This is a genomic window from Roseovarius salis (genome assembly GCF_044472985.1).
GTDB lineage: Bacteria > Pseudomonadota > Alphaproteobacteria > Rhodobacterales > Rhodobacteraceae > Roseovarius > Roseovarius salis.
In genome coordinates, this window is record NZ_JBISDG010000017.1 from 38,038 (window position 1) to 63,984 (window position 25,947).

At 65.6% G+C, this 25,947-nt stretch carries 30 protein-coding genes and 1 tRNA gene; 17 read left to right on the forward strand and 14 right to left on the reverse strand.

From position 1 onward, the window contains the following. Positions 1–35: 35 nt before the first annotated feature. From ACH13J_RS08950 to ACH13J_RS08960, 3 genes are read left to right on the forward strand one after another with little or no spacing between them, the layout of a single operon-like run. On the forward strand, positions 36–1,199 hold the full coding sequence (locus tag ACH13J_RS08950; protein ID WP_397542985.1) for an amidohydrolase: 1,164 nt from the start codon (positions 36–38) through the stop codon (positions 1,197–1,199). Between the two features lie 31 nt (positions 1,200–1,230). Further along, the gene (gene speB / locus ACH13J_RS08955) at positions 1,231–2,205 is read left to right on the forward strand and encodes an agmatinase (RefSeq protein ID WP_397542986.1); all 975 of its coding nucleotides are present in this window, start codon (positions 1,231–1,233) and stop codon (positions 2,203–2,205) included. 13 nt (positions 2,206–2,218) lie between these two features. Beyond that, complete coding sequence (locus ACH13J_RS08960; RefSeq protein ID WP_397542987.1) at positions 2,219–2,641, forward strand: DUF1499 domain-containing protein; 423 nt, start codon at positions 2,219–2,221, stop codon at positions 2,639–2,641. Here the strand turns inward: ACH13J_RS08960 and ACH13J_RS08965 are convergent. Further along, the gene (locus ACH13J_RS08965; RefSeq protein ID WP_397542988.1) at positions 2,576–2,863 is read right to left on the reverse strand and encodes a hypothetical protein; all 288 of its coding nucleotides are present in this window, start codon (positions 2,861–2,863) and stop codon (positions 2,576–2,578) included. The genes ACH13J_RS08960 and ACH13J_RS08965 overlap by 66 nt on opposite strands. 62 nt (positions 2,864–2,925) lie before the next feature. Between ACH13J_RS08965 and prfA the strand changes: the two genes are divergently transcribed. The 3 genes from prfA to ACH13J_RS08980 all read left to right on the forward strand — a co-directional run bounded on the left by prfA (position 2,926) and on the right by ACH13J_RS08980 (position 5,641). Beyond that, on the forward strand, positions 2,926–3,975 hold the full coding sequence (gene prfA / locus ACH13J_RS08970; protein ID WP_397542989.1) for a peptide chain release factor 1: 1,050 nt from the start codon (positions 2,926–2,928) through the stop codon (positions 3,973–3,975). Continuing rightward, positions 3,972–4,817, forward strand: coding sequence for a peptide chain release factor N(5)-glutamine methyltransferase (gene prmC, locus ACH13J_RS08975; RefSeq protein WP_397542990.1), 846 nt, complete (start codon positions 3,972–3,974; stop codon positions 4,815–4,817). Before prfA ends, prmC begins: the two co-directional genes overlap by 4 nt. 227 nt (positions 4,818–5,044) lie before the next feature. Next, positions 5,045–5,641: a DUF4167 domain-containing protein gene (locus tag ACH13J_RS08980; protein ID WP_397542991.1), complete on the forward strand. Its 597-nt coding sequence runs from the start codon at positions 5,045–5,047 to the stop codon at positions 5,639–5,641. A 69-nt stretch (positions 5,642–5,710) separates the two neighbouring features. On the opposite strand, the gene ACH13J_RS08985 is transcribed toward ACH13J_RS08980, so the two are convergent. The 3 genes from ACH13J_RS08985 to purB form a co-directional block, all read right to left on the reverse strand. Beyond that, positions 5,711–6,784 (reverse strand): flagellar motor switch protein FliG, encoded by a 1,074-nt coding sequence (locus ACH13J_RS08985; protein WP_397542992.1) that lies wholly within the window; start codon positions 6,782–6,784, stop codon positions 5,711–5,713. A 112-nt stretch (positions 6,785–6,896) separates the two neighbouring features. Further along, positions 6,897–7,058, reverse strand: a complete 162-nt coding sequence (locus tag ACH13J_RS08990; protein WP_397542993.1) for a hypothetical protein — start codon at positions 7,056–7,058, stop codon at positions 6,897–6,899. Positions 7,059–7,144: 86 nt separating this feature from the next. Continuing rightward, positions 7,145–8,452: an adenylosuccinate lyase gene (gene purB, locus ACH13J_RS08995; RefSeq protein WP_397542994.1), complete on the reverse strand. Its 1,308-nt coding sequence runs from the start codon at positions 8,450–8,452 to the stop codon at positions 7,145–7,147. An 80-nt stretch (positions 8,453–8,532) separates the two neighbouring features. On the opposite strand from purB, the gene ACH13J_RS09000 reads away from it, so the two are divergent. Then, a complete protein-coding gene (locus tag ACH13J_RS09000; RefSeq protein WP_397542995.1) occupies positions 8,533–8,955 on the forward strand; it encodes a DUF6314 family protein in 423 nt (140 codons plus the stop codon). Continuing rightward, entirely contained in the window at positions 8,952–9,716 is a 765-nt protein-coding gene (locus tag ACH13J_RS09005) for a heme-dependent oxidative N-demethylase subunit alpha family protein (protein ID WP_397542996.1), read from the forward strand. Before ACH13J_RS09000 ends, ACH13J_RS09005 begins: the two co-directional genes overlap by 4 nt. Here ACH13J_RS09005 and ACH13J_RS09010 read toward each other — a convergent pair. From ACH13J_RS09010 to ACH13J_RS09025, 4 genes are all read right to left on the reverse strand, one after another. Then, complete coding sequence (locus ACH13J_RS09010) at positions 9,701–10,492, reverse strand: hypothetical protein (RefSeq protein ID WP_397542997.1); 792 nt, start codon at positions 10,490–10,492, stop codon at positions 9,701–9,703. The genes ACH13J_RS09005 and ACH13J_RS09010 overlap by 16 nt on opposite strands. Before the next feature lie 186 nt (positions 10,493–10,678). Next, complete coding sequence (locus ACH13J_RS09015) at positions 10,679–11,548, reverse strand: hypothetical protein (protein ID WP_397542998.1); 870 nt, start codon at positions 11,546–11,548, stop codon at positions 10,679–10,681. Positions 11,549–11,735: 187 nt separating this feature from the next. Next, positions 11,736–13,139: a type I glutamate--ammonia ligase gene (glnA, locus tag ACH13J_RS09020; RefSeq protein ID WP_397542999.1), complete on the reverse strand. Its 1,404-nt coding sequence runs from the start codon at positions 13,137–13,139 to the stop codon at positions 11,736–11,738. Positions 13,140–13,170: 31 nt separating this feature from the next. Then, positions 13,171–13,509: a P-II family nitrogen regulator gene (locus ACH13J_RS09025; protein ID WP_397543000.1), complete on the reverse strand. Its 339-nt coding sequence runs from the start codon at positions 13,507–13,509 to the stop codon at positions 13,171–13,173. Between the two features lie 164 nt (positions 13,510–13,673). Between ACH13J_RS09025 and ACH13J_RS09030 the strand changes: the two genes are divergently transcribed. Then, positions 13,674–15,215 carry an NAD(P)H-hydrate dehydratase gene (locus tag ACH13J_RS09030; protein WP_397543001.1) on the forward strand — a complete coding sequence of 514 codons (1,542 nt, stop codon included), beginning with the start codon at positions 13,674–13,676 and terminating at the stop codon, positions 15,213–15,215. A gap of 69 nt (positions 15,216–15,284) precedes the next feature. Here the strand turns inward: ACH13J_RS09030 and ACH13J_RS09035 are convergent, their stop codons facing one another. After that, positions 15,285–15,773: a Hint domain-containing protein gene (locus tag ACH13J_RS09035; RefSeq protein ID WP_397543002.1), complete on the reverse strand. Its 489-nt coding sequence runs from the start codon at positions 15,771–15,773 to the stop codon at positions 15,285–15,287. A gap of 150 nt (positions 15,774–15,923) precedes the next feature. Here ACH13J_RS09035 and ACH13J_RS09040 point away from each other — a divergent pair. Both ACH13J_RS09040 and tig read left to right on the forward strand, forming a co-directional pair. Next, positions 15,924–16,008, forward strand: a tRNA-Leu gene (locus ACH13J_RS09040). A 132-nt stretch (positions 16,009–16,140) separates the two neighbouring features. Then, entirely contained in the window at positions 16,141–17,472 is a 1,332-nt protein-coding gene (gene tig, locus ACH13J_RS09045; RefSeq protein WP_397543003.1) for a trigger factor, read from the forward strand. A gap of 232 nt (positions 17,473–17,704) precedes the next feature. On the opposite strand, the gene rplI is transcribed toward tig, so the two are convergent. The 3 genes from rplI to rpsF are packed head-to-tail and all read right to left on the reverse strand — an operon-like array spanning position 17,705 to position 18,958. Beyond that, on the reverse strand, positions 17,705–18,337 hold the full coding sequence (gene rplI, locus ACH13J_RS09050) for a 50S ribosomal protein L9 (protein WP_397543004.1): 633 nt from the start codon (positions 18,335–18,337) through the stop codon (positions 17,705–17,707). Positions 18,338–18,347: 10 nt separating this feature from the next. Continuing rightward, a complete protein-coding gene (rpsR, locus tag ACH13J_RS09055; RefSeq protein WP_020040241.1) occupies positions 18,348–18,575 on the reverse strand; it encodes a 30S ribosomal protein S18 in 228 nt (75 codons plus the stop codon). A 29-nt stretch (positions 18,576–18,604) separates the two neighbouring features. Beyond that, on the reverse strand, positions 18,605–18,958 hold the full coding sequence (rpsF, locus tag ACH13J_RS09060) for a 30S ribosomal protein S6 (protein WP_397543005.1): 354 nt from the start codon (positions 18,956–18,958) through the stop codon (positions 18,605–18,607). Here rpsF and ACH13J_RS09065 point away from each other — a divergent pair. Continuing rightward, a complete protein-coding gene (locus tag ACH13J_RS09065; protein WP_397543006.1) occupies positions 18,957–19,706 on the forward strand; it encodes a hypothetical protein in 750 nt (249 codons plus the stop codon). The genes rpsF and ACH13J_RS09065 overlap by 2 nt on opposite strands. A gap of 136 nt (positions 19,707–19,842) precedes the next feature. Continuing rightward, positions 19,843–20,418 carry a YceI family protein gene (locus tag ACH13J_RS09070; RefSeq protein ID WP_397543007.1) on the forward strand — a complete coding sequence of 192 codons (576 nt, stop codon included), beginning with the start codon at positions 19,843–19,845 and terminating at the stop codon, positions 20,416–20,418. A gap of 111 nt (positions 20,419–20,529) precedes the next feature. Here ACH13J_RS09070 and ACH13J_RS09075 read toward each other — a convergent pair whose 3' ends face one another. Beyond that, positions 20,530–21,750, reverse strand: coding sequence for a cytochrome b/b6 domain-containing protein (locus ACH13J_RS09075; protein WP_397543008.1), 1,221 nt, complete (start codon positions 21,748–21,750; stop codon positions 20,530–20,532). 161 nt (positions 21,751–21,911) lie between these two features. On the opposite strand from ACH13J_RS09075, the gene fabD reads away from it, so the two are divergent. Further along, the gene (fabD, locus tag ACH13J_RS09080) at positions 21,912–22,850 is read left to right on the forward strand and encodes an ACP S-malonyltransferase (RefSeq protein WP_397543009.1); all 939 of its coding nucleotides are present in this window, start codon (positions 21,912–21,914) and stop codon (positions 22,848–22,850) included. Between the two features lie 18 nt (positions 22,851–22,868). Here fabD and ACH13J_RS09085 read toward each other — a convergent pair whose 3' ends face one another. After that, positions 22,869–23,531, reverse strand: a complete 663-nt coding sequence (locus ACH13J_RS09085; protein ID WP_397543010.1) for a DUF2726 domain-containing protein — start codon at positions 23,529–23,531, stop codon at positions 22,869–22,871. A gap of 147 nt (positions 23,532–23,678) precedes the next feature. Here ACH13J_RS09085 and fabG point away from each other — a divergent pair, with 147 nt between their 5' ends. The 3 genes from fabG (at position 23,679) to ACH13J_RS09100 (ending at position 25,838) form a co-directional block, all read left to right on the forward strand. Beyond that, on the forward strand, positions 23,679–24,416 hold the full coding sequence (gene fabG, locus ACH13J_RS09090) for a 3-oxoacyl-[acyl-carrier-protein] reductase (RefSeq protein ID WP_397543011.1): 738 nt from the start codon (positions 23,679–23,681) through the stop codon (positions 24,414–24,416). A gap of 239 nt (positions 24,417–24,655) precedes the next feature. Next, positions 24,656–24,889, forward strand: a complete 234-nt coding sequence (locus tag ACH13J_RS09095; RefSeq protein WP_397543012.1) for an acyl carrier protein — start codon at positions 24,656–24,658, stop codon at positions 24,887–24,889. A 205-nt stretch (positions 24,890–25,094) separates the two neighbouring features. Beyond that, positions 25,095–25,838: a 1-(5-phosphoribosyl)-5-[(5-phosphoribosylamino)methylideneamino] imidazole-4-carboxamide isomerase gene (locus ACH13J_RS09100; RefSeq protein WP_397543013.1), complete on the forward strand. Its 744-nt coding sequence runs from the start codon at positions 25,095–25,097 to the stop codon at positions 25,836–25,838. Positions 25,839–25,947 lie beyond the last annotated feature (109 nt).

The following is a 25,947-nucleotide window of genomic DNA, read 5'->3' on the forward strand; positions in this document are numbered from 1 at the left end:
TGGAGCCTGACGCGTCGACGCCCGGGAGTCCAGACATGGCCGTGATCAACCGCATTGCAGGATTCTCGGAGGAGATGACCGGCTGGCGCCGTCACCTGCATGCGCACCCGGAGCTGGGTCTGGAGTGTCACGCCACGGCGCGCTTCGTGTCGGAGCGGCTGCGCGAGTTCGGCATCAACCGTATCGAGGAGGGAATCGCGCAAAGTGGCGTGGTTGCCGTGATCGAGGGGTGCGGGCCGGGGCCCACGATCGGCCTGAGGGCCGACATGGACGCGCTGCCCGTGACCGAGCAGACCGGCCTGCCGTATGCCTCGACGGTGCCGGGCCGGATGCATGCCTGCGGGCATGACGGACACACTACCATGCTGTTGGGGGCGGCAAAGTATCTGGCCGAAACGCGCAATTTCCGCGGCCGCGTCGCCCTGATCTTCCAGCCTGCCGAGGAGGGGCCGGGCGGCGGGCAGCTCATGGTCGAGGAGGGCGTGTTGTCGCGCCACGGGATAGAGCAGCTTTACGCGCTGCATACCCTGCCGGGCGCGGCCGAGGGCAGTTTCGAAACGTGCCCCGGCCCGATCATGGCCGCGGTCGACACGTTCCACGTCGACGTGACGGGGCTTGGCGGGCACGGGGCCTTTCCGCACGAGGCGCGCGACCCTGTCGTGGCCGCGGCTGGCATGGTCCAGGCGATCCAGACCATCGTCAGCCGCAACCACAGTGCAGTGGAAGAACTGGTGGTCTCGGTCACGCAGATCCACACGGGCAGCGCCGAGAACATCATCCCCCAAAACGCCTACATAAACGGAACCATCCGCAGCTTCGACGCCAAGGTGCAGGCGATGGCATGGCAGCGCCTGGAAGAGATCGTGAAAGGGCAAGCGGCGTCTTTCGGGGTTTCGGCGGAGTTGCGCATCGACCGCGGGTATCCCGCGACGGTCAATGACGCGGAACGGGCCGCCTTCGCGGCGGAGGTCGCGCGGGAAGTGGCCACCGACGGAGCGGTCACGGCGGACCGGCCCAAGGAAATGGGAGCGGAGGATTTCGCCTACATGCTGGCGGAGCGGCCCGGCGCCTATCTGTTCCTCGGACAGGGGCCGGGGGCGGGCTTGCATCACGAGTGCTTTGACTTCAATGATGCGGTTGCGCCGGTCGGCGCCTCGTTCCTTGCCCGCATCGTCGAGCGGGCCCAACCGGCGGGATGAGTTTCCCGGCCACGCGAAAGGGCTTTGTTACATGGCTTTGGAAGACGCGAAAACGCAGGTGGATCACGCGTTCACGCGCGAGGACCCGCGCGGCCCGTCCAGCGAGAACACTTTCGGCGGCGCGACCTCCTTCCTGCGCCGGCGCTATTCCAAGGACCTGTCGGGCGCCGATATCGCCGTGACGGGCATTCCGTTCGACCAGGCGGTGACGAACCGCCCCGGCACGCGGCTCGGCCCCCGGGCCATACGGGAGGCCAGCGCGCTGCAGAGCCCCGATGCCCCCTATGGCTGGGGGTACAACCCGCTGAGCGAATTCACGGTGCTGGATTACGGCGACATGGCGTTCGACTACGCCATGGTTCCCGATTTTCCCGCCGCACTGACCGCGCATGTCCGGGGTATTCTCGAGGCGGGCGCGGCCAGCATCGCGCTTGGCGGGGATCACTACATCACCCTGCCGATCCTGCGCGCCTATGCCGAGCGGCACGGCCCGCTGTCGGTGGTGCAGGTCGACGCCCATACCGACACCTGGGCCGATGACAACCCCGCGCGGATCGACCACGGCACGATGATGTACAAGGCCGTCAAGGAGGGGATCGTCGATCCGGCGCGCTCCGTCCAGGTGGGTATTCGAACCGACAACCCCGAAACCATGGGGTTCAACATCATAGATGCACGCGCGGTGCATGAGCAGGGCCCGGCCTGGACGGCACGCCGGGTGCGGGAGATCCTGGGGGATCATCCAGCCTATGTCACCTTCGATATCGACGGGCTCGACCCGGCCTTCGCGCCCGGCACCGGCACGCCGGTCTGGGGCGGGCTGAGCTCGGGGCAAGCGGCGATCCTTCTGCGTGACCTTGCCGGCATCAACATGGTGGGGGGCGACGTGGTGGAGGTGTCTCCGCCCTTCGACACGAGCGGCGCCACAGCCGTGGCGGGCGCGCACGTGGTGACCGACCTGATCTGTCTCTGGGGCTGGACCCGGCGGCAGGCGAGGCACGAATGACCGGTCAGGGCGGATGAAACCGGTTCTGCGCATGGCCCTTATCGTTGTCCTGCTGATCCTCATCGGCCTTGGGCTTTATGTCCGTTTCGCGCCGACGGACCCGTCGCGCTGGCACCAGATGCCCGAACAGATCGAAAACCGCGACATGGCGCGCGGGGCGATGCGTGTCGTCACAGCCGGCGAGGGGCACATGGCGCGCCTGCATGACATCATCACCGGCACGCCGCGAACCCGCGTTCTGGCGGGGGGCGTGGAGCAGGGCATGGTGACCTATGTCACCCGGTCGCTCGTGTTCGGATTTCCCGATTACACCACCGTTCGCAAGACCGACGGCACGCTGGAAATCCACGCACGCCTGCGTTTCGGCAGTTCAGATATGGGCGTCAACGCCGCCCGTGTCGACCGCTGGCTTCAGGCCTTCGCCGAGGGACGATGACAGGCAACCGTCGCTGACCTTGCGCCACATCGGGTTGTTGAGCGACATCTGGCACTGCGCCATGAAGGACCGCCCGTCGACGGTCAGGCAGATCATCTCGCCCAGTTCGACCCGTCCTCCGGAGCTGTCGGTGCAGTAGCAATCGACCGTCTTGCCGCCTGTCTTGCTGTCGGCCAGCGCAGGCCCGGCCGTGGCGGCCACCAGTAACACGATCCATCTCATGGCGCTATCATAGCACCAGTGCGGGCCTTGACCAATCCCGGCGAATGGAGGAGACCGGCGCAATGGTGCCGATGGATAAACTCGACGAGATCGTGCAACGTTTCGAGTATCTCGAAGCGCGCATGGCCGAGGGTGGTGGCGATATTGCCCGCCTCGGCCGCGAATACGCCGAGTTGCGCCCCCTGGTCGAGGAAATCCGCGCGTATCGCCAGCTTCTTGACGATATCGAGGCGGCGGAGGCGATGCTGGACGACCCCGAGATGCGCGAGCTTGCCGAGGACGAGCTGGAAACGCTGACGGCCCGGCGACCCGAGATGGAAGCCGGCCTGAAACTGGCGCTGTTGCCGCGCGACGAGGCCGATGCCCGCCCCGCCATCCTCGAGATACGGCCGGGAACCGGGGGCGAGGAAGCTGCGCTGTTCGCCGGCGACCTGATGCGCATGTACCAGCGCTATGCCGAGGCGCGCGGCTGGTCGTTCGAAACCATCGAGTACCAGGAGAGCGAGCTGGGCGGCGTCAAGGAGCTTGTCGCGCTGGTCAGGGGCGAGGGGGTTTTCGCCCGGCTCAAGTTCGAGTCCGGCGTTCACCGCGTGCAACGGGTTCCGGAAACGGAGTCGGGCGGGCGCATCCACACCTCCGCGGCGACCGTGGCGGTTCTGCCCGAGGCCGAAGATGTGGACATCCAGATCGACCCCAACGACCTGCGGATCGATACGATGCGGGCCTCGGGGGCGGGTGGTCAGCACGTGAACACCACGGATTCGGCGGTGCGCATCACCCATCTGCCCACCGGGATCGTCGTGACCTCGTCGCAGAAATCGCAGCACCGCAACCGCGAGATCGCGATGGACGTGCTCAAGACCCGCCTTTTCGACATGGAGCGGCAGAAGGCGCAGGACGACCGCGCCCAGGCCCGCGCGGCTCAGGTCGGCAGCGGCGACCGGTCAGAGCGTATCCGGACCTACAATTTCCCGCAGGGCCGGCTGACCGACCACCGCATCGGGCTCACGCTCTACAAGCTCGACCAGATCATGGGCGGCGACCTTGACGACGTGATCGACGCGCTCACGGCGGATGCGCAGGCCAACCTGCTGGCGGAGATGGAGGCATGAGCCGAACCGTCGGCGAGGGTTTGGCGGAATTGCGCGGCCGGCTCGCCGCCGCGGGGATCGACGGCGCCGCGCTGGAGGCGCGCCGGATCATGGCCGTGGCGATGCAGGTGGCCCCCGACCGCGTGAGCCTTATGCAGACCGAAAGCCTGAGCGGCACGGCAGAGGACAGGCTGGGCAGGCTGGCCGCGCGGCGCTGCGCGCGCGAGCCGTTGTCCCATATCCTTGGCGTGCGCGCGTTCCATCGTCACGAGTTCAGGGTCACGGCGGAGGTGCTCGACCCCAGGCCGGAAACCGAGACACTGGTCGAGGCGGCCTGCGCCGTGCCGTTCGAAACGGTGCTCGACCTCGGTACCGGCTCGGGCTGTATCCTCCTGTCGCTTCTCGCGGCCCGGCCTCTGGCGCGCGGCGTGGGGACGGATATATCGCAGGCCGCGCTGGCTGTCGCGCAAGAGAACGCAACCCGGCTGGGGCTGGATGACCGGTGCCGGTTGCGCGAGGCGGACTGGTTCGACGGGATAGAGGGCAAGTATGATCTCGTCGTCTCGAACCCGCCTTACATCGCGGCCGCCGAGATGGCCGGGCTGGCGCCCGAGCTGGAGCACGAACCGCGCGGCGCACTGACCGACGGGGGTGACGGGCTGTCCGCCTACCGCACGATCACCGCCCGGGTTGGGGCGTATCTGGTCCCGGGCGGGCGTCTCATGGTCGAGGTCGGATGGCGGCAGGGCCCGGAGGTGGCCGGGATGATGCACCGCGCGGGGCTTACAGAGGTGCGCATCCTGCCTGACCTCGACGGGCGCGACAGGGTCGTGAGCGGCCGGCAGGATGCGGGCGCGCCGTGACGATCCACCCCGATTCCGGGGATTTTCGCGGAAAATTCTGATTTTTCGGCGTTTCCTCTTGTCACGGGCAGCCGGGCGTGTTTACTGGGGGAAGTCACGCAGGTGGATGCCCTCGCGGCGGTCCCTCTTGACGTCAAGCCAAGAAATGTCGGATTCGCAAAATTTTCGGCGCACCAGTCGCCACGCGGATCGAACGACGCTTTGAGCATAGGGCTGACAGCTAAATTATGAGATCTTCCAAGTCACGTTCGCGGAACAAGTCCAACCGCAACCGGTCGATGGGCAATGTGGTCAACAGGGTTTTCGACAGTTCGGGACCCGAGGGCAAGGTGCGCGGCACGCCACAGCAGATCATCGACAAGTACAACCAGCTGGCGCGCGATGCCCAGCTATCGGGCGACCGTGTGGCGGCCGAGAATTTCCAGCAGCACGCCGAGCACTATCTTCGGCTGCTTGGTGCCGCTCAAAAAGAGCAGGAAGCCAAGCGCGAGGAGCAGGAACGGCAGAACCGTGAACGTCAGGCCGAGCGTGACCGCGAACGCGCCAAGCGGCAGGAACGCGAACTGAACGGCGGCGAACTGGTGGAAAGCGCCGACAGCCCGTCGCAGGCCGACTTGATCGAGGACACCGGTAGCGCCAGTGGCGACGAGAGTGGGCTCGTGGAGACGCCCGAGAGCAAGTCGGGCGAGGACGCACCGCAGCAGCAGCAACCGGACAAGCCAAAGCGCAGCCGGAAGCCGCGCAAGCCGAAATCCTCCGGCAAGGATGGCGGCGGCAGCTCCGGCGGCGAGGGCGGTTCGGGGTCGCAAGCGGCCGCGGAATAACGGCCCCCGTTACACGCCGTTTAGGTAGCTCTTGGTCCCGAGGCCGCGCCACGCGGATAGACCGTACGTTCAGCGTGCCGAGTCGTTCGCCGTCGCAACTCTGAGCGCGATCCGCCCGTCCCCTTCCAGTTGACGGATCGTGGTCACGACGCGGGCCATGGCGGCCTCGCCCTCCGGCTCGTCGACGGGTCCGCGTTCCTCGACCTCGTCGCGCAGGGCATCGCGCATTCTCTTTGACAGGTTGCCGAGCAGAAACTCGGCCGCCGCGGCCGTTTCTTCGCCCGCGCCCCGGGCGCCCGCAAGGGCGGTCACCAGGTCTTCGCGCGCCAGCTCGCGGGCGATGGCGGGCACGTCCGACGGCTCCAGTCGCTCGGGGATGTTGGCGAAAGTGAAAATCGCGCGGCGCACGAGCTGGGCAAAATCCTCGTCCGTTTCCTCCAGCCCGGTCAGGAGTTCCTCCCGGATGGCCCGTTGAGAGCAATTCAGAATGGCGCCGACCCGCTCCACCGGGCCATCATCGAAGGCTTGCGCCGGAACGGCGTGGAGCTGCGCCGCCAGGGACAGGCCGATCCGGTCCACGGATTCCGGCGTGGCGGCGCTGGTGCGTGACACGGCATAGGTGATGCGCCGCGCCGTCTGCCCCGGAAGCTGACCCAAGAGTTCGGCCGCGCGCGGCACGTCGAGCTTGGACAACAGGATCGCCGCGACCTCGGTACTCTCGGTTTCGAGCAGATCGCGGAGATGATCAGCCGGGGCATTGCGCACCTGTTCCCAAGGGTCGCCGAACTGGCGCACGCCTGCCTCCTTTCGCAGGCGCGCGGCGGTCTGGGGGCTGATGCGCCCGTCGAGTTCTGACAGGGCGCCGGCCACGCCCCGGGGGAAGGTCAGACCCATACCTTCCAGTTCGCCGGCAAACTCGGATACGACGCTGCCGAGCGTCTTGCGGTCGACATAACGCATCGCGCCCATTTGCGTGGTCAACACCTCTTGCAGCGGATCCGGCAGGTCGGACAGGGGGACATCGGCCCCCTCGTTGAGAAGGAACCGCACGATGATGGCGGCTTTCTGCGGGCGGGTCAGCCGCCCGGCGGCGTCGTGTTGCGGGGCGGGTGATGCGACACGGGCAAGGTCGTTTGAGGGCATTGCATGTCCCGGCTGCTGACATGGCGCAGACCCTAGGACGGGGGGATGAAAAAGCTCTAAACGAAAACGGGCGGCCCCGCGGCCGCCCGGTAGATCGCAACGCCAAGCGTCCTCAACTCGTCGTGGGCACGCAGGACTTGCTTTCGGCGTCGTAGGTTTTCCCGTCGGCACAGGACATGGCCTGCTGCTGCTTGTGATAGTCGCAGCCTGCATAGGCCGACACGGCCGAGGCAAGTGTGAGGGTGGCGGATGCCACAACCAGCTTCAGTTTCATTCGATCACCTCTCCTGTATGGCGTAGATGATGATAACACATTCGCCCCGGTTATCGAAAAAAATCCGTTCGGCCACGCCGGTCGTCTCAGGTTTCGCCGAAAACGCGGGCAAATATCGTGTCGACATGCTTGGTATGATAGCCCAGATCGAACTTTTCCTCGATCTGTTCGGGCGTCAGCGCGGCGGTCACCTCCGGGTCGGCGAGGAGTTCCGTCTTGAAGTCCTTGTCCTCTTCCCAGACTTTCATCGCGTTGCGCTGTACAAGGCGATAGGCGTCCTCGCGGCTCACGCCGGCCTGGGTGAGGGCCAGCAGCACGCGCTGGCTCATCACAAGGCCGCGGAACCTGTGCAGGTTGGCCAGCATCGTTTCCGGGTAGATCACCAGCTTGTCAACAACCTGCGTGAGCCGCGCCAGCGCGAAATCGAGCGTCACGGTGGCGTCGGGGCCGATATTGCGCTCCACCGAGCTGTGCGAGATATCCCGCTCGTGCCAGAGCGCCACGTTCTCCAGCGCGGGGATCACTGCCGAGCGCACCAGGCGCGCCAGCCCGGTCAGGTTTTCTGTCAGCACCGGGTTGCGCTTGTGCGGCATGGCCGAGCTGCCTTTTTGCCCCTTGGAGAAGAACTCCTCGCCTTCCAGCACCTCGGTTCGCTGCATGTGGCGCACCTCGATGGCGAGGTTCTCGATCGAGGAGGCCACCACGCCAAGGGCGGCGAAGAATGCCGCGTGGCGGTCGCGGGGAATGACCTGCGTTGATATGGGCTCGGGCTTGAGGCCGAGCTGTTCGCACACATGTTCTTCCACCGCCGGGTCGATATTGGCAAAGGTGCCCACCGCGCCCGAAATCGCGCCGGTGGCGATCTCCTCGCGCGCGGTTTTCAGCCGGGCGAGGTTTCGGTCCATCTCGGCATAGAAGCGGGCGAAGGTCAGTCCCATCGTGGTGGGCTCGGCGTGGATGCCGTGGCTGCGCCCGATCCGCACGGTCATCTTGTGTTCGAATGCGCGTCGCTTGAGCGCGGCGAGCAGCCCCTCCACATCGGCGATCAGGATGTCGGCGGCGCGGGTCAGCTGGATGTTGAAACAGGTATCCAGAACGTCCGAGCTGGTCATGCCCTGATGAACGAAGCGCGCCTCGTCCGCGCCCACATGCTCGGCCAGGTGGGTGAGGAACGCGATGACATCGTGCTTGGTGACGGCCTCGATCTCGTCGATGCGGGCCACGTCGAATTCGACATCCTTGGCCCTCCAGACCGCGTCGGCGTTTTCGCGCGGGATCACGCCCAGATCGGCCTGTGCGTCGCAGGCGTGAGCCTCGATCTCGTACCAGATGCGGAACTTGGTGGCGGGCTCCCAGATCTGGACCATCTCGGGGCGGGAGTAGCGGGGTATCATGCGGCAGCTTTCCGGTTTGTGTCTGTCCTCGGCGCGGGTTTAGACTTGTGCGCGGGCAGCGGCAAGGCAGGAGCGGGGCAGTGGCACCGGGCTTGGGCGATTTCGAGGGCGATTGGCGCGTCGTGCGGGACATCCAGCATGCGGACGGGCTGGAAGCATGGTTCGACGGGACCGCGTCGTTCGTGCCGGACGGTGCGGGTCTGACCTATCGCGAGGAAGGCGGGCTGGTCATTGCCGGGCAGGCGCCCGTCCGGGCCGAGCGGCGCTATCTGTGGCGCGCGCGCGACGATGGCCGCATCGCGGTTCTGTTCGATGACGGGGCTGCGTTCCACGTGTTCGATCCCGCGGCGGACCGGCCCTCGGACAGTCACGATTGCGCATCGGATCTTTACGAGGTGCTATACGATTTCGGAGGCTGGCCGCTATGGCGCGCACGGTGGTGCGTGACCGGCCCGCACAAGGACTACCGCATGAACTCGCTCTACTGGCGGGCAAACGCATGAGCGGCATTTTCCAGACCATGACCCCCTATGACACCGCGGCGCCCAAACCGTTGCCGGGGATCGCGCCGCTCGACCCGCGGGAGTGGCTGCTTGTCGACGAGGCCTTCGCCGGGCAGATGGCCGAGCGCGAGCGCCTGCTGACCGGCCGACGGGAACACGTGGTGGCGGTGACCGAGCGGGGGCGGGCGGCGGCCGACGAATTGCTGAACTTCGTCCTCGCGTGGCTCGCCGAGCACGGGGCGGGCTACACCGTTTTTGCCGATGCCGTGCGGCGCCCCGATGGCGTGACCGTCCCCGTCGTGGCGGATGACCCGATGGGCACGCTTGGACGGCTCGTGCAGGAAGATTTATGCCTGATGGAACGGCAGGGCGAAGAGCACGTGCTGACGGCGGCCGTGGTCTGCTTCCCGGCGAGCTGGCGACTCGCGGACAAGATAGGCCGGCCGCTGACCACGATCCACACCCCGGTTCCGGCCTACGACGACGCGCTGGCGCGGCGTGTGCAGCGGCTGTTCGACGGGGTGCAGGTGGGCCGCCCGCTGTGGCGGTTCAACGCGCTGTCCTACGCTGACGCGCAGCTTCATCAACCTGAAAGGCGCAGCGTGTCCGCCGGTGCACATACCGCCGAAAGCCACCCGTTCATCCGGTCGGAACGCCAATGCGTTCTGCGCCTGCCGGAAACCCGGGCCTGTGTCTTCTCGATCCATACCTATGTTCTGCGGCGTGACAGCATCGGCATGGCGGATCAGGTGGCGACCTGAGTCATGTCGCGCAGCATCGTGTAGGTGAACATGAAGGCCCCGAGCGCCGGCACGGTCAGCAAGAGCGACAGCGCGACCGTGTGGATGGTCAGACGCAAGGGCTCCGTAGGCTCCGCCCGCGTTTTCATCATCTCTTCCAGATGCCCCGCGATGCCGGAGGCCGCCGTGGCTATGGGATGCTTTCGGTCAGTGTTCTTGCTTGCGGTGTCGGCCTGGTTCAAGGGGCCCGGCTCGGCCCTTTCCTCTGCCCGTCCGGAGGGTGTCATCTCGCTGAACATGTCAGCGTAGTCCTCCACGTTCTCGGGAAAGGCCATGTTCTTTTTGCTCTGGCGCTGATCACCGGGCATGTGGTTCGTGTTCAGGCGCAGCAGATCGAATGTCGTGTCGATCAGTGCCGGCCCGATGGGCTGTTGCGCGTTGCCGTGCAGCACGGCGGTGAAGGGCAGGAAAGCACGGCTGCGCTCCACGATCCGGTCGGCGAGATAGCGGAACGACTCGGGCGCGATTTTCTCGCCGTCCGTTCCGGGCACCGCGCCGACAGCCACGATAAGATGCCATCGGCCAGTATCGTCCTCGGGCGGGAGCCATCCGAGCGCAACGCGCACGCTGTCGCGTTCTATGACGGCGATGTCGTCGCAATCCCAGCTCAGCGAACGCGAGCGGGCGTCCACCATCTGGAAAGCGCTGTCGAATTCCTCGACGATGTCGGCAAATTCGATCCCCGGTCTACGCCGGAACTGCAATGCGACAATCGAGCCGAAAGTCTGCGTCTCCATCGCTCTTTGCCCTCTTGGTTAAGGTTGATCCCATGTTAACCAGTGTAATCAGGAGGTTGTTTGGACAATTTGTGGCAACCTGGTGGCGTCCGGCGTTTTCCGGGTGAAGTTTTTGTAACGAAAGAAAATATCGTGTCGCCGGCGGGTCCGGGTCGGTCGGGCCGCAACGGCGGCGCGGGGTGTGCATCAGTAGAGCAGGCCCTGGATGACCCCCATGGCCTGTGCCGTGCTGCCGTATGCCTGCAGGCCGATGAACGTTCCCGTCAGGGCCGCGGTCTGCGAAGCAAGGCGCAAATTCTCGCCCTTTAGAAGGTTGATCACGAGCAGGGCGATCCCGACCGGCAGTGAGAACGCGGCCACCGCGATCGAAATGAGCCACGCCGACAGGCGGCGGGGCGCAACCTGCTCGATGTCGTCATCCTCGATGTCATCCTCCAGGGCCGCCTCGGCGTAAACGGCCGGATCATAGGCGTTTTCCGCGAAAGCCTTGCGAACCCGGTCCGGCGCGGACTGGGCCTCGAATATCGCCGGGTCTTGATCGCTCAGGCGTTGTTGCAGGATCTCGTTGGTTTCCTCGATATCCGGCAACCTGCTGAAACGGCCGGATTGTCTTGAGCCGGGTGCTGCCCCGGCCTCGGGGGCATGTCCGGTGGCGCCAGCGAAATCCTCGGTGGTGAGAACGACGTCGGTGTCGATCCACTTGACGAAATCCGGCTGCAGTTCGTCGTGCAGGCTTTGCAGGATGCGCGCGATGAGGGAATCCCGCGCGAAGGCCGAGGCCGTGCGCGGCGCGCCGGTCGGTATCCACACCGACAGGAAGGTTGCCGCCGGCATGGGCAACGACGGGAGCGCGACATCCTCCTCGGTGGCGAGGTGGATTTCGTGGTCGGCGGCGATCACCATGGCGCTGGTGTCGGAGAGGATCTGCGTTCTCTCGACCCTGTGGCCGAGTGCCTCGAGCCCGTTGACCGCGTGGTTCGCGATACGGACGATGTCCAGGTCACGGAACCTCGTGAAAATCAGGCCGGCTGTTCCGAAACGTCCGTCTGCAGTCATGATGCGCCCCATCTCGTGTTCTTGGTTATTGATGCGTTTATACACCACGAATGGAGGAGCCGGTTTGACCCAATCATGAAACGATTGAGGCGCGGTTCGCGCGCTGCCGCGGGTTCCATGGCAGAAATGTGGAAAGGCGCCCCGCAGGGCGCCTTTGCAGCTTTGCCAGACCGGGCCGGTCGGTGTGTCAGCAGCTGTAGTAGAGCTGGAACTCGACCGGGTGCGGCGTGTGCTCGTAGGCTTCGATCTCTTCCATCTTGAGTTCGATATAGCCGTCGATCTGGTCCTTGGTGAACACGTCGCCCGCCAACAGGAACTCGTGGTCGGCCGACAGCGCCTCGATCGCCTCGCGCAGGCTGCCGCAGACGGTGGGGATTCCCTCCAGCTCCTCGGCCGGCAGGTCGTAGAGGTTCTTGTCCATCGCCTCGCCCGGGTCGATCTTGTTCCGGATCCCGTCGAGCCCGGCCATCAGCAGCGCCGCGAAGCACAGGTAGGGGTTGGCCGACGGGTCGGGGAAGCGGGCCTCGACGCGCTTGGCCTTGGGGCTTTCCGTCCAGGGGATACGGATGCAGCCCGAACGGTTGCGGGCCGAGTAGGCGCGCAGCACCGGTGCCTCGAAGCCGGGGATCAGCCGCTTGTAGCTGTTTGTCGAGGGATTGGTGAAGGCATTGAGCGTCTTGGCGTGCTTGAGCAGCCCGCCGATGTACCAAAGTGCCTCCTGGCTGAGATCGGCATACTTGTCGCCGGCAAACAGCGGCTTGTCGTCCTTCCAGATCGACATGTTAACGTGCATGCCGGTGCCGTTGTCGCCCGCGATCGGCTTGGGCATGAAGGTCGCGCTCTTGCCGTAGGCCTGCGCCACGTTGTGGATGACGTACTTGTATTTCTGCAGCTGGTCGCCCTGGTCGGTCAGGCTGGAGAAGATGAGCCCGAGCTCGTGCTGGCAGGAAGCCACCTCGTGGTGGTGCTTGTCGACCTTCATGCCGAGCCGCTTCATCGTCGAGAGCATCTCGCTGCGGATGTCCTGGCCGTCATCGACGGGGTTCACGGGGAAATAGCCGCCCTTGACGCCGGGACGGTGACCCATGTTGCCCATCTCGTACTCGGTGTCGCTGTTCCACGACCCGTCCATCGCGTCGATCTCGTAGGACACCTTGTTGATCGCGTTGGAGAACCGCACGTCGTCGAACAGGAAGAACTCCGCCTCCGGGCCGAAGAACGCCTTGTCCCCGATGCCGGAGGACTTGAGATAGGCCTCGGCCTTCTCGGCGGTGCCGCGCGGGTCGCGCTCATAGGGTTCGCCCGTGTCTGGCTCGACGATCGAGCAATGGATGCACATCGTCTTTTCCGCGTAGAACGGGTCGATGTAGGCGCTTTCCGTGTCGAGCTTCATGTTCATGTCCGACGCCTCGATCGACTTCCAGCCGTTGATCGAGGAGCCGTCGAACATGAACCCTTCCTCGAGGAAATCATCATCCACCTGGTCGGCCATGACGGTCACGTGCTGCAGCTTGCCGCGCGGGTCGGTGAAGCGCAGGTCGACGTACTCGATCTCTTCTTCCTTGATCTGCTGTAGGATGGTGTGACTCATTGACGGTATCCCTTTCCTGTCGTTGGTGCTGTCAGAGTGCGTCCGAGCCGGACTCGCCGGTGCGGATGCGAATGGCTTGCTCTACCGGAGAAACGAAGATCTTGCCGTCGCCGATCTTGTCGGTCTTGGCGGCCTCGGTGATGGCCTCGATGGCGCTGTCGACCTGGTCGTCGTCGAGCACCACGTCGATCTTCACCTTCGGCAGGAAATCCACGACATATTCCGCGCCACGGTAAAGCTCGGTATGGCCCTTCTGCCGTCCGAAGCCCTTCACCTCGATCACCGACAGGCCCTGAACGCCGATGTCCTGCAGAGCTTCCTTGACCTCATCGAGCTTGAACGGCTTGATGATCGCCTCGACCTTCTTCATGGCGCCCTCCTTGTGGCTTTGGTTCGGTGGATTTCGACCACTTCTCAGTATCGGGCACAATCGGATAGGGTTCCGACTGTCGCGTGGCGGTGTTGCGGACAATAGTTTGCACAAAATTTAATCAAACCGCCGTTGATGTGGGCGGTATTGAAAAAGGGGGCGGGATGGCTCAGCTTCTCACTGCGGAACAGATGCGCGCCGTGGAGCGGTCGGCCATCGACTCGGGGTCGGTGACGGGGCGCGACCTGATGGAGCGCGCCGGGCGCGGCGTGGTCGAGGCGGTTTTCGAGCACTGGCCCGATCTTGCAAGGGCGCCGCACAGGGCGGCCGTACTGTGCGGGCCCGGAAACAATGGCGGGGACGGGTTCGTCGTCGCCAGGCTGCTGAAGAGCTGGGGGTGGGAGGTGTCGGTCTGGCTATTCGGCGATCCGCAAAAGCTGCCGCCCGATGCTGCCGCGAATTACCGGCTCTGGCACGGGATCGACACGACAACGCCCTATGCCGAGAGCGGGGCGGGCGTCTTCACACCGCATGATGACACGGCGTTGATCGTGGATGCGCTGTTCGGCACGGGGCTGACCCGCCCCGTCGAGGGTTTCGACACCTTTGCCCGCGCAACGCGGGCCGGCCGGGCCCGCGTGGTTGCCGTCGATATGCCGAGCGGCTTGTGCTCGGACTCGGGGCGGTATCTGCGCAGATCGGAGCCGCTGGACGAGTCCTTGCGAATCCGCGCGGATCTCACGGTGAGCTTCCATGCAGAGAAGCTGGGGCACCGGCTGGATGAGGGGCCGGAGGCGTGCGGTTGCGTTGTGGTCAAGGATATCGGCCTGTCGCAGACCTCGGTGCCGGACGCCGTGACGCTCTCGACGCCGCCGGAAGGTCTGGCCAAGAGCGGCAGGCACAAGTTCGCGCACGGTCACGCGTTGGTGCTGACCGGCGAGGCCGGGCGGACCGGCGCGGCGCGGCTGGCGGCGCGGGCGGCGCTGCGTGTCGGTGCGGGCCTCGTGACCTTGGGCACGCCGCCGGCGGCGCAGCAGGAAGTCGCCTGCCAGATCACCGCGTTGATGCTGCGGCGGGTGGAGGATGGCGTCGGTTTGAACAACCTGCTGGAGGACGACCGGCTCAACGCGCTGTGCCTCGGGCCGGGGCTGGGGCTGACCGGGGAAAAGGCAGAGTTGGTCGAGGTGGCTCTTGCCAGCGGCCGCGCCGCGGTGCTCGACGCCGACGCGCTGACCCTGATCGGGCACGACCCCGAGCTGTTTTCACAGTTGCACGGGCGCTGCGTGCTCACGCCGCATGACGGTGAGTTCGCGCGGCTCTTTCCCGACATCGCAGAGCGTCTGCGCGCACCGCCGGCATCCGGGCCGGCCTTTTCCCGCGCGGACGCGGCGCGGCAGGCCGCGGCGCGGTGCGGCGCGGTGGTGCTGCTGAAAGGGGCGGACACGGTGATCGCGGCGCCCGACGGGGCATGCCGGCTCAATTCCGCGGCTTATGACCGGTCCGTTCCGTGGCTGGCCACGGCGGGCGCGGGAGACGTCCTTGCCGGGCTGGTCGCCGGATTGCTGGCGCGGGGGGTCACGCCGTTTCACGCGTCCCGGGGGGCCGCATGGCTACATGTCGCATGCGCGTTGCAGGTCGGCCCCGGATTGATCGCCGAGGATCTGCCAGAAGCCTTGCCAGAGGTTCTGGGGGTCTTGGCCCGCTGAAAGCAAGACCCCGGGCGCGGCGGCGCCGGGGTCTCACTCTCTCGGAGGGAACCAAGTCATGTCATGCGGTCAGGGTGACGCAACGGCGCCGAGTGAGCTGGCCAGTTCCAGCCCGTCGACGTAAAGAACGTGCGGTCCATCGAATTCGAGGTCGTGAACGGTGATCGTGGCATCATCGATCAGGGTGGCGAAGGTGCCGTCGACAAGCCTTCGTGCGGATACCAGAGCTTGCGGCGCCCCGAACAGCGCCTTGGCGCGCCAGTCGCGCACCAGCACGGGCTGGCCGGACGGCAGGAGCGTGTCACGGTCGGGGCGGCCATGACCGAGAGTGCCGGCAGTGATGCGCACTGCCTGTCCGCGTGTCCGGCGGCGGCGGGCCGCGCGCAGGACGGCCACGCCGGTGTCACGGGTGACGACGCGGTCGCCGGGGCGTAGCGTGTCGACGCGGCGCAGCCCGTCGAGTGTCATGATGCGCGACGGACCGCCGATGCCCGCGTCGCCGAACGCGTCCTTTTGAAGTGGAGACTCTGAGCCATGCCGAACGAATGCCGGTTTCATGATCGGTTCCTGCTGTTTTTCTGCCTCAGTTTTTTCCCACAATATGGCAAGATTCGGTTAATGTCGCGCCTTTTCTTTGGCGCGGGGTGCGCCGCGCGGCGGGATTTTCTCTCGCATAGCCGTGTGCGCTTTGCTATGCAGCGCGGCGAGGCGGGTGTGGCGGAATTGGTAGACGCACCAGATTTAGGTTCTGGCGCCGCAAGGCGTGGAGGTTCAAGTCCTCTCACCCGCACCAAGCCCATGATTTTCCCGTGGCCGGGTAGGCTCAAGACTCCGCTTGCACAGGCTGCCCGCCAACCCTAGAAGGGCGGCTGATTTTGACCGCCGCGGACGCCTCTGCGGCCCGAATGCAATGGATGAGGACGACATGCAGGTCACCGAGACCCAGAACGAAGGCCTGAAACGCGCCTACAAGATGGTGCTGACGGCGCAGGAGCTGGACGACAAGGTTGTCGAGAAGCTCAAGGAGGCCCAGCCCGAGATCGAGATGAAGGGCTTTCGCAAGGGCAAGGTGCCGCTGCCCCTGCTGAAGAAGCAGTTCGGCCAGCGTGTGCTGGGCGAAGCGATGCAGGAAGCCGTCGACGGCGCGATGAGCGAGCATTTCGAGGAAAAGGGGGACCGCCCGGCGGCCGAGCCGCAGGTCAAGATGCTCAACGAGGACTGGAAAGAGGGCGACGACGTCGAGGTCGAGATGACCTACGAGGCGCTGCCCGATATCCCCGAGGTCGATTTCAAGTCGATCGAGCTGGAAAAGATGACGGTCAAGGCCGATGACGCGGCTGTCGAGGACGCGCTGAAGAACCTTGCCGAGAGCGCGCAGAACTTCGAGGACCGCGAGGAGGGCGCGGCGGCCGAAAGCGGCGACCAGGTCGTGATCGATTTCGTCGGCCGCGTCGACGGAGAGGCGTTCGAGGGCGGCAGCGCCGAGGACTACCCGCTGGTGATCGGGTCCAACAGCTTCATTCCGGGGTTCGAGGAACAGCTCGAGGGCGTCAAGCCCGGCGAGGAAAAGATCGTGACGGTCACGTTTCCCGAGGAGTACCAGGCCGAGCACCTTGCCGGCAAGGAGGCTGAATTCACCTGCACGATCAAGGAGGTGAAGAAACCGGTCGCGGCAGAGATCGACGACGAGCTGGCGCAGAAATACGGCTCTGACAGCCTGGACGCGCTCAAGGAGCAGATCCGGGAGCGGCTGGAGCAGGAATATACGGGCGCCGCGCGCGCGGTGATGAAGCGGCAGCTGCTCGACAAGCTCGACCAGATGGTGGATTTCGAGCTGCCGCCCAGCATGGTCGAGGCCGAGGCCAAGCAGATCGCCCACCAGCTCTGGCACGACGAGAACCCGGACGTCCAGGGCCACGATCACCCGGAGATCGAGCCGACCGAGGAGCACACCAAGCTGGCCGAGCGCCGGGTGCGTCTGGGACTGTTGCTGGCAGAAATCGGCCAGAAGGCGGAGGTCGAGGTGACCGATGCCGAGATGACGCAGGCGGTGATGGAGCAGGCGCGGCAGTATCCCGGCCAGGAGCGCGAGTTCTTCGAGTTCGTCCAGCAGAACCAGCAGATGCGCCAGCAGCTGCGCGCGCCGATCTTCGAGGACAAGGTGATCGACTACATCGCCGAACTGGCCCAGGTGACCGAGAAGGAGGTCACCAAGGACGAGCTGGAAAAGGCCGTGGAGTCACTGGAAAACGAATAGGCCGATTCGCCCCGGCGAACATGGCAGGGCCGTCCGGTATCGGGCGGCCCTTTGTTTTCCGAGGGAAGCGGGCACGGCGCCACGCGTGATGGCCACCATACCGAAATCGCGGCAAGTGCCGTGCCGGCGTCGCGGCGTGTGCCGTCGCAGGGCAGCCGGACCGCGCGCCATTCAAAAAGGAAAGGCCGCGCACCGGGCGCGGCCTTTCGTAACCCGTCTGGAAATCCGGGGATCAGTCGTCGGTCTTCGCTTCGTCCTCTTCGGGCAGAACATCGTCCGCCGCGTCTGCCAGCGCGGTGTCCTCCGCCGCGGCCGAGCCGATATCCTCGAAGAGTTCCGCGATCTCGTAATCGTGGGCTTCCTCTTCCTCGGCGGCGGCTTCCTGTATGGTCTTGCCGGTGGCCTGCAGGTCGGCCTCTTCCTGGGAACGGGCGACGTTCAGCGTGATGGTGACCTCGACCTCGGGGTGCAGGTGCGCCGTGACCTGGTGCAGCCCGAGTTCCTTGATCGGCCCGGACATGGCGATCTGCTTGCGATCGAGTGAATATCCCGCCTCGGAGGCGGCGTCGGCCACGTCGCGGGTGGACACGGATCCGTAGAGCGAGCCGCGGTCGGACGCCTGCCGAATCAGAACGAATTTTTGCCCGTCGAGCGTTTCGGCCAGTTTCTCGGCCTCCTTGCGCGTCTCGAGGTTGCGCGCCTCGAGCTGGGCCTTCTCGGCCTCGAAGCGGGCGATGTTGTCCTTGGACGCGGACAGCGCCTTGCCCTGTGGCAAGAGGAAATTGCGGGCAAAGCCCGGCTTGACGTCGACGACCTCGCCCATCTGGCCCAGTTTCGCGACGCGTTCGAGAAGGATGACTTGCATTCTTGCCTCCTTACTTCACGGCGTAGGGCAGCAGGGCGAGAAAGCGCGCGCGCTTGATGGCGCGGGCGAGTTCACGCTGCTTCTTGGACGACACCGCCGTGATGCGCGACGGCACGATCTTGCCGCGCTCGGAGATGTAGCGCTGCAGCAGCTTGGTGTCCTTGTAGTCTATCTTGGGCGCGTTGTCGCCCGAGAACGGGCAGACCTTGCGCCGGCGGAAAAACGGTTTTGCGGCCATGGTTTAGTGTCCTTTCTTCAGGCTCCGGATCAACGGCGGTCGCGGCGGTCGCCACGCTCTTCCTTCTTCTGCATCTGGATGGAGGGGCCATCCTCGTGCTTGTCGACCTTGATGGTCAGCACACGCATGACGTCGTCATGCAGGCGCATGAGGCGTTCCATCTCGTGCACGGCCGGCGCGGGTGCGTCGGTCTTGAGGAAGGCGTAATGCCCCTTGCGGTTCTTGTTGATCTTGTAGGCCATCGTCTTGACGCCCCAGTACTCGCTGTCGACGACCTTGCCGCCGTTGTCCGCGAGAACGGTGCCGAAATGTTCGACAAGCCCTTCGGCCTGCGCGTTGGACAGGTCCTGGCGCGCGATGAAAACATGCTCGTAAAGCGGCATGCAAGCTCCACTTCTTTCAGGGCGCACTTCAAAGGCGGGCGTTTGCCTTCCGCCGCCCGTCCACGAGAGGGTGCGCGGTTCACGTCAGTCGCGGAAGGAACGGCGCGTATACGACGGATCACGCCGCGTGACAAGGCCGGATCAATTGTTGCGCCGGGCCCGGATTTCGTCACCGCCACGCCCCGATTTCGGCAGGATCGACGGCCACGCTGGGTGCCGAGCAGTCAAAAAGTCACGAGGCGAAGCGATGAAATCCTTCACGGATTACGACGCGGTCGTTGCGGCCGCCCGGCAGGTGCAGGCCCTGCCGGAACAGATTGTCGACACTCAAGGCGCCGGCGCAGCGCATGTCCGCGCCTTCGAGCGCTGCCTCGCCGTGGCCTTGTGGATCGCCGCGGCCGGAATGTGGGCCTTTTCCGCGCCGGATGCGGCGGTCGCGCTGGTCAAGCTGGGCGCCTCTGCGGGCATGGCGCTGCTTGGTCTTGCTTTCTGGGTCGCCGCCGACGCCGGCCGGCACCGCAGGCTGGTTGAAATCGACACCGCCGCGCGCGAGATCCGGGTGTTTCGGCAGGACGACAAGGGCGAGCGGGTCTTGAACAAGCAGGCGGGGTTTTCGGACCTGTCGGAAGTTACGCTGTGCAACGGGCGTCTTGTCGCCTTGGACCGCGCCGGCCGTTTTGCGCTGTCGGTGCCGGTGCGTGGCCGCGCCCGGGAGCGGGCCATTCGGCGGGCTCTTTCGCTGTCGTGATGCGCCCGATCCCGCCGATTGTCCGGCGGGAGATGTTCCTGTGTCCACAGGCCCTGTTGAACCGTGACAGATTGATCGGGCAAAATGCCGCATTATCTTCGGCACTATTGTATCTTTTCCAATGGGAGTTTGATCCATGAAAGTGACCACCATCGCCGCAGTTCTTGCCATGACGGCATCGGGCGCATTGGCCGCCGCAGAGAAATACACGCTCGACCCGAGCCACAGCCAGGTCGTGTTCTCGTATAATCACCTGGGCTATTCAACGACTTACGGCGTGTTTTCCGGTTTCGAGGGCGAAATCATGTTCGATGAGGAGGACCCGGCCAACTCCTCCGTGTCGGTTTCGATGCCCGTGATGTCCATGTTCACCGGCTGGGAAAAGCGTTTCGAGCACTTCATGTCCGACGATTTCTTCGGTGCCGAGGAGGACGACATGATCACCTTTGCCTCCACCGGGATCGAGGTAACCGGCGAGGACACGGCCAAGATCACCGGCGAGCTGACGCTGAACGGCGTCACCAAGGACGTCGTGCTCGATGCCGAACTCAACCAGGCGTCGGGGCACCCGATGAAGGACGGGCAGCCTTGGGCCGGCTTTGACGCCACGACGACGCTGATGCGGTCGGATTACGGACTTGGAAAGTTTGCCCCGGCGGTGAGCGACGAAGTCGAGGTGATGATCTCGATCGAAGCGGGGAAGGCAGAATAAGCCACCAGAGATAGCTGTCAGACAGGCCGCCGGGACATGCCGGCGGCCTTTTTCAGTTCTGTGACGCTCCTCTGCGCCCTTGATGAACAGGGTGTAAACAGGGCGGCGTCATCACTGTCGCGTGGCCGTGAGCTCAAACGAGATGTCCACCTTGAAGCCGAGCGTATCCTTGTCGGTCGTGCCCATGCCGATACCGAAGTCGCGGCGGTCCACCGTCAGGCCGCCCTCGGCGCGGGCGACATCACCCTCCAGCGAAAGGTCGAACGGCATCTCGATCGGAACGCTGCGTCCCTTGATGGTCAAGGTGCCGCGCGCGACGTGCCGCTCCTGCATGGCGAGAATGTCGGCCTCGAAGATGGCGCGGGGATGATCCGTTGCGTCCAGGAATTCCGATCCCATGGCCTGATCGGTCACCGACCCCAGTGTCAGCGAGGGGATCGAGACGGTGACCGTGACCTTGCCATGCCGCCCATCGGGCCCTGGCGTTTCGGAATAGGTGATGTCGGCGGTCCATTCCGAGAAACGGCCGGTGACCTCGGAGCCCATCTGCGTGACCGTGATCCCGAGGTCGCCCTGCTGCACCGTCCACTCGCTTGACACGGCGTCGAGCGCAACGGCGCGTGGCGCCCCGTCCGGGGCGTACCAGCCAAGTGCACCCGCACCGCCGAGCGTGGCCGCCCACACCGCCAGCGCGGTCAGGAAGGGCAGGGCGCGTTTGGGTTGACGTTCGGCCGGCCACGCGGCGGTTTCGCCGGGCAGCATGCGGCGCAGCGTGGCGTCGCCGTCCAGAACGTGATGCTTCAGCGCGCCCGCGACATGCAGGCCGAGTGCGCCGAAAAGCACCCATTGCAGGACGAGGTGCAGGGTGGCGAACAGCCCGGCCACGGCTGCGTCTTTCGGAACATAGGGCAGGGACTGTCCGAAGGGCCACCAGATCGGTGCGAATCCCGTGGTGGCGGCATGGTGGATCCAGCCGGTCAGCGGCACGGCGAGAAGCGATCCGTAGAGCAGCCAGTGCACGGTTTCGGCCAGCCACGCCTCGGCCCGCTTGTCGCCGTTGAGCAGCCCGGGCTTGCGCTGTGTCAGCGCCCAGAGGATGCGCAGCGCCGCCACGAGGAAGATGGCGATGCCGACGGTCTTATGCAGCGAGAACAGCAGAGTCGCGCGGGCGACCTGCGCCTCGGTCGCGGCCGTGTCGGGGTCGCGCACCTCATGTGCGAGATCGTTGGCGAAAAAGCCGAGCGGGATCACGGCAAGGATCAGCAGCGCGGTAAGCCAGTGAAAGGTCTTGGTGATGGCTCCGTAGGTGGTGGGCGTGTTCGCGATCGGCATTGTCGAATGTCCCCTTCCGTTCAGCTCTAGGGTAGGCAGGTCGTGCGCAAGAACAACCGCGCCCTGCGCACAAATGACGTGCGGCGATGCAGCGGGCGTTGCCTATGACGGGTGGGCGCGATATCTGGGGACAGCTATGAAACGGAAGGTATGACAGCGCGATGAGCCGAGCATTCGTATTCCCGGGGCAGGGGGCGCAGACCGTTGGCATGGGCAAGGCGCTCGCCGACGCATATCCGCAGGCGCGGGCGATATTCGACGAGGTGGACGAGGCGCTGGGTGAAAGGCTGAGCGCGCTCACCTGGGAGGGCAATCAGGACGATCTGACGCTGACGCAGAACGCGCAGCCGGCGCTGATGGCGACGTCGCTGGCGGCGATGCGCGCATTGGAGGCCGAGGGCGCGGGCATCGCGGCGGCCAGCATGGTCGCGGGCCATTCACTGGGCGAGTATTCGGCGCTGGCCGCGGCCGGGGCGTTGAGCGTGGCCGACACCGCGCGGCTGCTGCGCATCCGGGGCCGCGCAATGCAGGAGGCGGTCCCCGTGGGCGAGGGGGCTATGGCCGCGATACTGGGGCTGGATCTCGCGGCCGCGCGCCAGCTGGCAGAGGATGCCGCGGAGGGGCAGGTGTTGCAGGCCGCCAATGACAACGATCCCGCGCAGGTCGTGATCTCGGGGCATCGCGAGGCCGTTGAACGGGCGGTGGAACTGGCCAAGCAACGCGGGGCCAAGCGCGCGATGCTGCTGCCGGTGAGCGCACCGTTTCATTGCGCATTGATGGCGCCGGCGGCCGACGCCATGAAAGAGGCGCTGGCCGAGGTCGAGATCGCCGTCCCCCGCGTGCCGCTGGTGGCCAACGTCGCCGCGGAGGCAGTGCAGGACCCGGAGACCATTCGCAGGCTGCTGGTCGAGCAGGTCACGGGATCGGTCCGCTGGCGGGAATCGGTGGAATACATGGGACGCGAAGGCGTCACGGAGATCTGGGAGATCGGCGCGGGCAAGGCGCTGAGCGGCATGATCCGGCGGATCGACCGTAACATCGCCTGCCGCGCCGTCGGCACGCCCGAGGATGTCAAGGCAGCCGCCGAAACGCTTGGCTGAAGCGAGCCCGCGCCGTCACTATCCCGCGGTGGATGCCGGGGTGCCCGGCGAAAGCAGTGCCCCAAGCGTTTCGGTAAGTTCCGAGGGGCGCATGCCTTTCTTGACCTCGATGAAGGGCACGCCCGCCTTGCGGCAGACCTCGCGCTTGACCGCGTCGCGCATGAAGGCGGTGCGCCCGTAATGGCCGCTGCCCTGATACTCGACCGCGGCGACGAGGCGTCCGGACCTGTCGACGATCGCGAAATCAAGGCGCTTGGAGTTGATCGCGGCCCGGGCTGCGGCAGCAAGGCCCTTTTGCCCCCGTTCATGGCACGGGCGCAACAGTTCCCCAAGGCTTGTCTGCGCCATGACACGGTGGCCGCGCCCGTACGTGGCCAGCGCCGATTCGATCACGGGAAGCAGCCGGGCCTCTGATCCGTTGAGTAACGGCTGGACCTCGAAGCTGGCCGCGGCGACCACGTGCATCTGGTGTTGCGGCAGATGCATCTTGCGGGGGTCGAATTGCTGCATGGGGGCGCCATGCTGCTTCCGGCCCGTCCGGGCCTGCCCCATTCGCCGCGTGAAGATTTGCAGACTGACAAGCCCGACGGCACAGAGAATGACGCCGAGCACGCCCAGTGAAAGCAGCGTGTCGTCCCCGAATGGACTGACGCCGTGATAGAAAGGGTTTTCTTCGAACATTGATCCCTGTGACAAGAAGGTTTGCGATCCATCCAACACGGTCGCCAGTCTGGCCCTTGTGATCGGCAATTTTGCGGCGGAAGGCTGGCAAAGCATGGGCGGTGTGATAAGGGACGGCGCAGTGACTGGAAGAGAAGGCGGCAAAGCATGTTCGATCTGACTGGCAAGCGCGCGCTGATCACCGGCGCGTCGGGCGGAATCGGCGCGGCCATCGCGCGTGCCCTGCATGGTGCCGGCGCCAGCGTGGGGCTGAGCGGTACGCGGCTGGAGCCGCTGGAGGCGCTGGCCGCCGAACTGGGGGACAGGGCGCATGTCCTGCCCTGTGATCTTGGCGATCCGGGGGCTGTGGATGCCCTGCCCAAGCAGGCCGGCGACGCGATGGGTGGGCTGGATATCCTCGTGAACAATGCCGGGGTGACGCGCGACCAGATATTCATGCGCATGTCCGACGAGGACTGGCAGACGGTGCTGGACGTGAACCTGACAGCGACGATGCGCCTGTGCCGCGGCGTGATGCGCCCCATGATGAAGGGCCGCTGGGGCCGGATCGTCAATATCGGGTCCGTGGTGGGCAGCACCGGCAACCCGGGGCAGGTCAACTATGCCGCGTCCAAGGCGGGGCTCGTGGGGATGACCAAGTCGATCGCCTACGAGGTGGCCAGCCGCGGCATCACCGCCAACACGGTTTCGCCCGGCTTCATCGCCACGCCGATGACCGAGAAGCTGTCCGACGAGCAGAAGGACAAGATCAACGCGCAGATCCCGCTGGCCCGCATGGGCACCCCCGAGGAGATCGCCGCGGCAGTGCTTTACCTCGCCAGCCCCGAGGCGGGATACGTCACCGGCGCGACCCTGCACGTGAACGGCGGAATGGCCATGATTTAAAGGGTTCGGGCGGGTGCTCGGCGACACAATGCGCAGGCCGGGAAATGATTTGCCAAATGCGCGGCATGTGCTATAGGCGGCGCAGTTTCGCACCGGGGCGGGCGCGGCCCCGCGCGCCGGCCCCCGGGAAACCGGGCTGAACCAACCGCCCAGAGGGGCAAAATCCACGGCCGCTTCCCGAACGTGGGCAGGGGCGGAAAACGGGCCATGGCGCCCGAGACAATATGAGGAACGAAGACATGAGCGATATCTCGGACCGCGTGAAGAAGATCGTTGTGGAGCATCTGGGCGTTGAAGAGGACAAGGTCTCGGAAAACGCATCCTTCATCGACGATCTGGGCGCCGACAGCCTCGACACGGTCGAATTGGTCATGGCGTTCGAGGAGGAGTTCGGCATCGAGATCCCCGACGATGCGGCAGAGACGATCCAGACCTTCGGCGATGCGGTGAAATTCATCAGCGAAGCGTCGTAAGCGCGGCCGACCGGTCCCACGGCTTCAGCTTTCCCGAGGCCCCTGTCGCGACGGCGGGGGCCTTTTGCATGTCCGGCATCATCACGCCGGGCGCGAACGGACCCCATCATGCCGATTTAAATGCAGTGCCAGATGAAATATCCTGTCATGTGAATTGACGCCGCCGCAGCGCGGTGGCGGGATCGAATCAAAAGGCGCTCATCTCATGATCATTTACCCCACTCTTGAGCTTTATAACGGAAAGTGCGTCTCGCTGACCCGCGGACGTCTCGAGGAGCCCACCATCTGGCATGTCGACCCCGTGGAGACGGCGCGCGGGTTTGCCGAGGCCGGGGCGAGCTGGATGCACGTCACCGACATCAACGGGCTGGCGGGCGAGGGCCGCAACGACGAGCTGATCGAGGAGATCATCCGCGCCGCGGGCATCCCCGTGCAGCTGGGCGGCGGGTTCGGCACGCGCGAGATCGTCGAGACATGGATCGACAAGGGTGCAGGCCGGATCGTGATCGGTTCGATGGCGGCGCATGACCCGGACCTCTTGAAGGAACTGGCCAAGTGGCATCCCGATCAGATCGTGCTGGCCGTGGACGTGTTCGAGGGGTCGGTGATGACCGAGGGCTGGCGCAGCAAGAGCGCGTTCGACCCGGAGACCTACATCAAGGCTTTCGACGATGCGCCGCTTGCGGGGATCATCCTGACCGATATCGATGCCGACATCGAGGAGTCCGATGGCAGCCTCGGCGTCATCAGCGGCCTTGCCGGCGTCACCCGTCACCCTGTCATCGCGCGGGGCACGGTGCGCAGCGTGGACGATGTCGCGCGCCTGAAATACGTGCCCAACATCTCGGGCACGCTGATCGGTCGCGCCCTGCTGTCCAGGGATATCGACCTGCCCGAGGCGCTGGAGCTGGCGCAGGCCGAACGCGAGCCGGTGGCGCAATTCAAGTGATCCGGTGATGCGCTGATCCCGCCTCGCGGCACGCCCCCCGCCGCGGGCGGTGGGCGCGCGCGACGGGCTTGCCCCTCCGCCCCTTGGCAGGGTAAGAGCGGCGGACGAA